This window comes from Kitasatospora sp. NPDC059577 (assembly GCF_042735475.1).
GTDB lineage: Bacteria > Actinomycetota > Actinomycetes > Streptomycetales > Streptomycetaceae > Kitasatospora.
In genome coordinates this window covers 12,728-21,224 of the sequence record NZ_JBHWBZ010000018.1, presented here as the reverse complement: position 1 = coordinate 21,224, position 8,497 = coordinate 12,728, and the positions used below count along the sequence as shown (strand labels likewise).

Below are 8,497 nucleotides of genomic sequence, written 5' to 3'. Positions count from 1 at the left end.
GACCCCCCCCCGGGGGGGGGGGGCGGGCGGGCGGCCCCCCGCCCCCGGCCCCGGCCCGCCCCCCCCCCCGGGGGGGGGGGCCCCCGGGGGGGCGCCCCCCCCCCCCCCCCCTGCACTGGGTGCCCGGCCTCGGCGAGTGCGTCCTGGAACCGCTCGCCGACGGCTGGCTGGTGCGCCCGGTCCGGCCGCCCACGGAGGACGGCTCCGGCACGGTGAGCGCCGAACAGGCCGAGGGCGCCGGGCTCCGGCTCGACCTGCGCCGGGCGGACCGCCCCGAGCTGTCCGTCCGCGGCGCGGCCGGCAGCTGGTCCCACCCGCTCAGCCCGCGCCACGCCGAACTGCTGCTCCTGCTCGCCACCGGACGCGAGGGCAGCACCGCCGCCCAGCTCGCCGAGGCGCTGTTCGGCGACGCGGGCCGGACGGTCACGGTCCGCGCCGAACTGTCCCGGCTGCGCCGCTACCTGGGCGGCCTGCTGGCCCACCGGCCGTACCGGATCGCCGAATCGGTGCTGGTCACCGTGGACGGGCCGGACGACCCGTACGACCTGCTGCCCGCCTCCTCGGCCCCGGCCGTCCGGAGGCTGCGGGCCGCGCTGGCGGCGGGGACGGTGCGACTGCCCGGCGCGGTGCCCGTCCCGCCGCCGCGCACGCCCGGGGAGGCCCCGCGCAGCTGCTGAGGCCCGCCGCCGGTGGCCGGCCGTCAGCCGCCCGCGAGCAGTGCGGCCAGGTCGGCGTCACTGGGGCCGCAGTCGCGCTCCCGCGCCTCGGAGACCAGCGCGTAGGTCCGGTCCAGCCAGGCCTGCACCCGGGGCTTGGGGGCCTCCAGCAGGGCACTGCCGTGGGGTGATTCGAGCGCCAGGTGCAACGTCGAGCCGTGGCACGGGCAGTACGCCGGCCACAGCTTGACGTCGCCCTGACCGCTCAACGTGCGCAGGCCGTCGCGCAGCAGTTCGCGCGAGAACACCCAGTCGGCCTCGTCCGGCCGCCCCAGGTGGAACGTCAGCAGCACCTCGTACGGGTGGGCGGCGTCGAACCGGAACCGGGTGCGCACCTCGCCGACCACCTCCTCGCCCAGCGAGATCCGCAGGGTCAGCACCTCCTCCACCGCCGCCGGAGCGGCGGTGGAGCCGTCCCCATCGCCGCCCGTGGGGGTGGCGGCGAGGGGTGCACTGGAGGCTGCGGACAGCGGGTCGGGCGGCATGACGGTCTCTCCGGGACGGCGGGGGATGTCCTCAGCCTGCGCCACGGTGTGCCGGGTGGGCAAGGGTTGCAAGGGGGTTGCAATAACCCCCGTCCGGGACAACCGCCCCTTACCGCGCTTGTCGGACGGAACGTCAGCTTCCGTGCATCGAACGGATGTCCACGAAATGGATGGAAACCGTCCACGGTACGACCCCCCGCTGGTACGCTCTCCCCCTTCCCCGGCGCGGGCCCGCGGCGGAGACCGGCCCCCGGCGGCCGGAGCCGGGCCCGGCGGCAGCGCGTGGGAGAATACGGCGACGCGACGGCGACTTCGGGGAGGGAGGGGTCCGGTGGCTGTGCGCGAGGACACCGCGCTGGATGTTCGGCACGAGCCCGAGCGGCACAACCGGCACGGTCGGCCACGCCCGTTCGGTGGCCGCCTGCGACTCCCCACCCTGCGCTTCTCCGGCGCCGCGATGGCGATGTCCACCGTGGTCGGCATCAGCATCGCCACCACCCTCCTGCTCAACGAACAGCAGGGGATCGGCCGTCGGGCCGGGGTGGCCCGGGTCGGCTCGACCCCGCCGCCCACCCCGGGCGCCACCGACCAGGCCGAGGCGGCCTCCGACCGGACCCCGGCCACCACCCCGGCCTCCGGCGAGCCGTCCACCGCCCGGCAGCCGGCCCACCCGTCGACCCACCCCACCGGGGCCGCGCCGGTCGCGGCCACCCCGCCCGCCGACCACCCGACCCACCCGGGCACCCCCCTCGCGGCCCCGACCGGTGGCCGGAGCGCGGCGGACCAGGACGCACCGCCCTCCGGCACCCAGCTCGCGGGCACCGAACCGGGCGCACCGGCTCCGGCCGGGCCCTCGCCCGCCGCCCCGACCCCGCCCACCGACCAGCCCACCGGACAGCCCACCGACCAGCCCACCGGCGGCCACTCGCCGAACCTGCCCGGCATCAAGCCCACCGCGCCCACCAGCCCCGTCCCGCCGCCCACCGGGACCGGCCCGGGCACCGGCGGGTCCCCGGACGGCCAGTCCCCGACGGACCCGGACGGCGGCACCGGCACACCCGGCACCGGCACACCCGGCCCCGGCGCGCCCGGCACCGGCACGCCCGACCCCGGCGCGCCCACGGGCACACCCGTCTCCGACCCCGGCACCCCGGACCCGGACACCGACCACGCCCTGTCCGGCGCCGCCCTGGTCGCCCCGCTGGGCCGCGACGGCCTGCGGCACGAACTCGGCCTGACGGTGACCGAGCCGGTCACCGCCCTGCAGACCGAGTTCCGGCTCGTCCCCGGCGACGCGGCGGCCGGTACCGGCACCGCCTGGACCGACCTGCCCGGAGCCGTGGTCACCGTCCTGCAGGAGCGCGGCACGCTGGTGTACCGCTTCACCACGCCGCCGGGCACCGACGTCCGGCCCGGTCACTACACCTTCGGCGTGCGCGGGGCCCGTCCGGCCGCGACCGACCCGTCCGCGGTCCGCAAGTCGGCCGGGGCGGAGAGCTGGAGCGCCTCCGCCTTCGCGCTCGACCGGCCGCGCGCGGTGGCCGCGCTCGGCGGCTTCGGCCCCACCCCGGCGACCGATCCGGTGCCGCCCGCCGCACCCCGGGACCCCGGCGCCCCGGCGGCCCCCGCGCCCCGCTGAACACCCCGGCCGCCGGGCGGGCACGGCCGCCCTCCGGCGGTATGTCGCGACTACGTTCCGACTGTCCGACGATCCGACAGCTGACGTGCCCGGACGGGCGCATCCCCGCACCCTCGTTCGTTACTGTGGGCAGCACCCGGCCGGGCGCCCCAACGGCCCCTGACCGGGGCTGTCGTTCCGCACCCGAGGAGGAGTCCGTGTCCACCGTCCTGACCCAAGGCGGCAACGCACCGCTGACCGCCGCGCGAGTGACCGTCGAGGTCACCGCGCCCAAGGCGCTGGACGTCTCCGGCCTGCTGCTGACCGACGCCGGGAAGGTGCGCTCGGACGACGACTTCGTCTTCTTCAACGCCCCGAACGGCCCCGGCGTCAGCCACCGCCCGGCCGCCGCCGGCGCTCCCGACGCGATCACCGTCGACACCCGGGCCGTCCCGGCGGACATCACCAAGATCGTGGTCACCGCCAGCCCCGCCGACCAGGTCTCCACCTTCGCCGGGACCGAGCCCACCGCCACCGTCCGCGACGCCGACAGCGGCGAGGTCCTGGCCACCTTCACCCCGCCCCGGCTCGGCCTGGAGACCGCGCTGATCGTGGTCGAGGTCTACCTGCGCAACGGCGCCTGGAAGGTCCGCGCGGTCGGCCAGGGCTACGCCAACGGCCTCGCCGGCATCGCCACCGACTTCGGCGTCAGCGTCGAGGACACCCCGGCCCCGGCCGCCCCGGCCCGGAACGCCCCGCAGGCCCCGGCGGCGGCGCCCACCCCCGTCGCCGCCGCGCCGACCCCGGCTGACCCGACCCTCCAGCTCCCCTCCCCGCCGACCGCTCCGCCGGCGCCCCCCGCGGCCCCGCCCGCCACCACCCCGGTCGACCCGCGGATCGCCCTCGCCACCGGCTCGCACCCGATGCCCCCGGTCCCGCCCGCACCGCCCGCCGCTCCCCCGGCCCCGGCCGCGCCCGCGAAGATCACCCTGGACAAGGGCCGGGTCAGCCTGGTCAAGGGCAGCTCCGTCTCCCTGGTCAAGAACGGCCGCCCCTTCCTCTCCTCCGTCCGGATGGCACTCGGCTGGGAGCCCGCCGCCCGCGGCCGCAGCGTCGACCTGGACGCCTCCTGCCTCGCCTTCGACGCCCGCCACAAGCGGCTGGAGACGGCCTGGTTCATGAAGCTGAACATCTTCAACGGCGCCATCGCCCACTCCGGCGACAGCCTGACCGGCGGCGGCGACGGCGACGACGAACTGATCACCGTCCACCTGGAGGGCCTGCCGGCCGAGGTCCACGGGCTGGTCTTCGTCGTCAACTCCTTCTCCGGCCAGAAGTTCACGGACGTCAAGAACGCCTACTGCCGCCTGCTGGACGCCGGCACCAACGAGGAACTGGTCCGCTTCGACCTGACCCACTCCGAACCGCGCACCGGTGTGGTGATGTGCAAGCTGGTCCGCCGCCCCGGCGGCGAGTGGGAGATGACCGCGCTCGGCGAGTACGTCGACGGCAAGACCGCCCGGGCGATGATCGAGCCCTCCGCCGCGCTGCTGTAGCCCCCCACCCCCCGCCGTCACGCCGGCACCCGCGGATTCACCCTCCTGAGGGATCAAGTCGTCCACACACCGACTCGATTGACTCTCAGGGGGGTGAAACCGCACTCTCCCCCGCACCCGCTGAGGAGAGACCGTGCCCCGCCTCCTGTCCCGCCTCGCCGTCGCCGGCACCGCCGCCGTCCTCGCCGCCGGGCTGACCAGCCCCACCGCCGCGCTTGCCGCCAAGCCCGCCGAACGCGCCCGGGCACTGTCCTGGGTGGCCATGGGCGACTCCTTCACCGCCGGCGTCATCGAGGCCACCGGCGCCGAGACCGAGCCCCGCGACGGCTGCGCCCGGACCGTCGAGTCCTACCCCGAGATCATCCGCCGCGACCTCGGCGCCCTGACCGACCTGCGCAACGTCAGCTGCAGCGGCGCCACCACCGAGAACGTCCGTGCCACCAAGCTCTCCCCGCTCGGCCGCCCGCTCCCGCCGCTCGGCACCGACCCGAACGCCCCCTACCCGCCCGTCCCGCCGCAGATCGACTCCGCCGGCCCGGACACCGACCTGATCACCGTGGGCGTCGGCGGCAACGACCTCGGCTTCGGCCAGATCCTCCTGGACTGCATCGAACTCGGCGCCACCCACCTCGGCCAGGGCGCCCCCTGCAAGGACAAGTACGACACCCAACTGCCCAGCCGGCTCGGCCAGTTGCGCACCGACTACGCCGCCATGCTCACCGCGCTCCAGGCGAAGGCCCCGTCCGCCCGGGTCATCACCGTCGGCTACCCGCACCTGATCCCCGAGGACACCACCCACTGCCAGTACGGCGACCTGCTGCAGTTCGCCACCGTCACCACCGGCGACCTCGCCTGGGCCCGCACCGCCATCCTGGAGCCGCTCAACGCGGTCATCGCCCGGAGCAGCACCGACCACGGCGACACCTTCGTCGACCTCTACCCCGCTTCCGCCGGCCACAGCGTCTGCGACCCCGACCACTGGGTCGACGGCATCCTGACCAGCGTCCTCCCGCTCCGGTACGGACTGGTGCACCCGAACGCCCGGGGCCAGGCCGGCGCCGCCGCCGTGGTCGAGCGCGCCATCCTCGGTGGCTGACCGGAAACCGGTGGCCAGAAGACCGGCGGCCGGAAAAACCGCTGGCCCGCCCGGTCCGCCGCAGGCCATCCTGAGCGGATGATCATCCGCGAAGCCACCCCCGAGGACTGGCCGGCCATCTGGCCGTTCTTCCACGCCATCGTCGCCGCCGGCGAGACCTTCCCCTACCCCCTCGACATGACCTCCGAGCTGGGTATGGAGTGGTGGATGCACGCGGCGCCCGACCGGACGGTGGTCGCCGTCGGCGAGGACGGCACGGTCGTCGGCACCGCCACCATGAACCGCAACCGCCCGGGCAACGGCGGGCACGTCGCCAGCGCCAGCTACATGGTCGACCCGGCCCACCACGGCAAGGGCATCGGGCGGGCCCTGGTCGAGCACACCCTCGACTGGGCCCGCCGGGCGGGCTTCCGCGCCATGCAGTTCAACGCGGTGGTCGCCAACAACCACCACGCCGTGAAGCTCTACGAGTCGCTCGGCTTCGAGGTCGTCGGCACCGTCCCCGAGGCCTTCCACCACCCGGTCGACGGCTACGTCGGCCTGCACGTCATGTACCGGCCCCTGTAAGTCGCCCACCCGGCAGGCCGGTTACTCCTCGATCGCCCCGCCGACCCGTCGCAGGTGCTGCCGGAAGCTGTACGACGGGTCCGCGGCCCGCCGCTCCAGGAACTCCTCGAACCCGGTCTGCTTTCGCAGCGTGTCCCCGGCGGCGATCCGCGCGGCCTGCGCCCGTTCGGTGACGGCGATCCCGGCGGCCGCCGCCAGCACCTCCTCGACCCGGTCGGCGGGCACGAACAGCACCCCGTCCGGGTCGGCGAGGACCACGTCCCCGGCGGTCACCGTGTGCGGCCCGACCCGCGCCGACAGCAGCGCCTCCGGCTCCCGCCCGTCCAGCCGCAGCGGCCCCAGCGGCAGCGCACCGTAGCTGAAGACCGGCAGTCCGATCTCCAGCAGCTCGGGGGTGTCCCGGTGCAGCCCCCACACCACGATCCCGGCCACCCCGGCGGCCCGCGCCTCCAGCACCGCGAGGTCCCCGATGCAGGCCTCGTCCGTCCGCCCGCCGTTGTCGATCACCAGCACGTCCCCGTCCCGGGCGGCGCCGTACGCCTCCAGGAACACGTCCACGCTCCCGTAGTGCCGCACCGGCAGCGCCCGCCCGGCCACCCGTGCCCCGGCCACCACCCCGACGACCCCCGTCGGCGCCGCCCGCAGTTCCACCCCGAGCCGCACGCACGCGTCCGCCACCAACGGCGTGGACAGCCCTTCAAAACCCTTCAGCATCCCCAACTCCTTCCGATGAAAGCCCAGTTCAGCCCAGTTCACCAGAACCGAAATCCTATGCCCGGCCCTGAACTCACACCATCGAGTGAAGGTCGGCCGTGTACTGCAGAACCCGTCCCGGCGACGAACAGCGTGACGCCCATCTGAAGGAAGGGCATCATGAGTGCTGTGGCGCATGAGCAACCGATCGCGGACTCCCCGTCGCAGGCCGACATCCTGGTCTCCGGCGGCAAGGGTCTACGTCTGGTCAGCGGCGGGCTCTGTCCGAAGAACCACGTCATCCCGGACGCAACGTTCGCACCCCGAGAACTCCGCCTCTTCCGGGGCGCCCCGCCGTGGATGGAGCCCGACGGCGTCGCCATGGTGGCGGAAGTGACCTCGGCCAAACCCGACCAGGACCGCATCGCCAAGCGGCACTGCTACGCCCGTGCCGGGATCCCGCTCCACCTCCTCATCGACCGGGAGAAGTCGCAGATCAGCCTCTGCGGCAAGCCGCGACGCGACGAGTACACCGAGGTCCACCTCGCCGCCTTCGGCGAGCCCCTCGCCCTCCCCGCCCCCTTCGAGTTCGAGCTGGACACCAAGGACTTCCTCCAGGGAACGCCGAACGGCCCGCACCCCCTCCCACACAGGGGGTACGAGCCGTTGGTCGTGGCGCCGGCGGTGTCAGCCGCGGGTGGCCATGGCCCTCAGGAAGAAGGTCAGGTTGGCCGGGCGCTCGGCGAGGCGGCGCATGAAGTAGCCGTACCACTCCTGGCCGTACGGGAGGTACACGCGCATCGTGTTGCCCTCGCCGGCGAGGCGCAGCTGCTCCTCCGGGCGGATGCCGAACAGCATCTGGTACTCGAAGGAGTCCCGCTTGCGGCCGTTCCACTCGGCCAGCTGGCCGGCGATCTTGATCATGTTGGGGTCGTGCGAGGCGATCATCGGGTAGCCCTCGCCGGCCATCAGGACCTTCAGCGCGCGGACGTACGCGAGGTCGACCTCGTGCTTGCCCTGGAAGGCGACCGACTCGGGCTCCTTGTAGGCGCCCTTGCACAGGCGCACGCGCGAGCCGGGGCCGGAGAACTCGCGGCAGTCGGCCTCGGTGCGGCGCAGGTAGGCCTGGAGCACGACGCCCAGCCAGGGGAAGTCCGCCCGCAGCTCGCGCGCGATGGCGAGGGTGGAGTCGGTGGTGGTGTGGTCCTCCATGTCGAGGGTCACCGTGGTGCCCGCGTCGGCGGCGGCCTCGCAGATGCGGCGGGCGTTCTCCAGCGCGATCTTCTCGCCGTCCACCGGGAGGAACTGGCCGACGGCCGACAGCTTGACCGAGACCTCGGAGCCGGCTGCCAGGCCGGTCTCCTTGAGGGCCTTGAGGAGGTGCTCGTAGGCCTCGGCGGTGCCGGCGGCCTGGGAGGCGTCCTGGGTGTCCTCGCCGAGGTGGTCCAGGGTGACCTTGCGGCCGGTGGCGACCAGGTCGTCGCAGGCGGTGACGGCGTCGTCGAGGGCCTCGCCCGCGACGAAGCGCTCGACTATCGCGTGGGTCGGGGGGAACTTCTCGACCACGGTGCGGACCTGCGGGGACCGGGAGGCCGCGAGAAGGGCGGAACGGAGCATCGTGAACTCCTGGAGCTGATGTTTCCAAGGGTGGCAGAAGGGCCGGGGCGGCGGTACGGGGGTGGCCCGCCGCCCCGGGGGGGGGGGGGCCGGGCGGGGGGGGGGGGGCGGGGGGGGGGGCGGTGGGGAGCGCGCGGGGGACAGGGAGG

At 75.0% G+C, this 8,497-nt stretch carries 8 protein-coding genes and 1 pseudogene; 6 read left to right on the top strand and 3 right to left on the bottom strand.

Annotated features, from left to right (window positions below; translation table 11 throughout):
• Window positions 1–119: 119 nt before the first annotated feature.
• Window positions 120–677, top strand: coding sequence for a helix-turn-helix domain-containing protein (locus ACFV0O_RS16715; protein WP_380341926.1), 558 nt, complete (start codon window positions 120–122; stop codon window positions 675–677).
• Window positions 678–700: 23 nt separating this feature from the next.
• Here ACFV0O_RS16715 and ACFV0O_RS16710 read toward each other — a convergent pair whose 3' ends face one another.
• The gene (locus ACFV0O_RS16710; protein ID WP_380341924.1) at window positions 701–1,246 is read right to left on the bottom strand and encodes an SsgA family sporulation/cell division regulator; all 546 of its coding nucleotides are present in this window, start codon (window positions 1,244–1,246) and stop codon (window positions 701–703) included.
• A gap of 286 nt (window positions 1,247–1,532) precedes the next feature.
• Here ACFV0O_RS16710 and ACFV0O_RS16705 point away from each other — a divergent pair, with 286 nt between their 5' ends.
• The 4 genes from ACFV0O_RS16705 (at window position 1,533) to ACFV0O_RS16690 (ending at window position 6,038) form a co-directional block, all read left to right on the top strand.
• The gene (locus ACFV0O_RS16705) at window positions 1,533–2,840 is read left to right on the top strand and encodes a hypothetical protein (protein WP_380341922.1); all 1,308 of its coding nucleotides are present in this window, start codon (window positions 1,533–1,535) and stop codon (window positions 2,838–2,840) included.
• A 209-nt stretch (window positions 2,841–3,049) separates the two neighbouring features.
• Window positions 3,050–4,375, top strand: coding sequence for a TerD family protein (locus tag ACFV0O_RS16700; protein WP_380342159.1), 1,326 nt, complete (start codon window positions 3,050–3,052; stop codon window positions 4,373–4,375).
• Window positions 4,376–4,508: 133 nt separating this feature from the next.
• Window positions 4,509–5,471, top strand: coding sequence for an SGNH/GDSL hydrolase family protein (locus ACFV0O_RS16695; RefSeq protein WP_380341920.1), 963 nt, complete (start codon window positions 4,509–4,511; stop codon window positions 5,469–5,471).
• A gap of 78 nt (window positions 5,472–5,549) precedes the next feature.
• Window positions 5,550–6,038: a GNAT family N-acetyltransferase gene (locus ACFV0O_RS16690; RefSeq protein ID WP_380341918.1), complete on the top strand. Its 489-nt coding sequence runs from the start codon at window positions 5,550–5,552 to the stop codon at window positions 6,036–6,038.
• Between the two features lie 21 nt (window positions 6,039–6,059).
• Here ACFV0O_RS16690 and ACFV0O_RS16685 read toward each other — a convergent pair whose 3' ends face one another.
• Window positions 6,060–6,752, bottom strand: coding sequence for an RraA family protein (locus ACFV0O_RS16685; RefSeq protein WP_380341917.1), 693 nt, complete (start codon window positions 6,750–6,752; stop codon window positions 6,060–6,062).
• 216 nt (window positions 6,753–6,968) lie between these two features.
• Between ACFV0O_RS16685 and ACFV0O_RS16680 the strand changes: the two are divergent.
• A pseudogene (locus tag ACFV0O_RS16680) lies at window positions 6,969–7,346 on the top strand (Uma2 family endonuclease); the annotation flags it as partial.
• 72 nt (window positions 7,347–7,418) lie between these two features.
• Here the strand turns inward: ACFV0O_RS16680 and ACFV0O_RS16675 are convergent.
• Window positions 7,419–8,348 (bottom strand): proline dehydrogenase family protein, encoded by a 930-nt coding sequence (locus tag ACFV0O_RS16675; protein ID WP_380341915.1) that lies wholly within the window; start codon window positions 8,346–8,348, stop codon window positions 7,419–7,421.
• Between the last annotated feature and the right edge of the window lie 149 nt (window positions 8,349–8,497).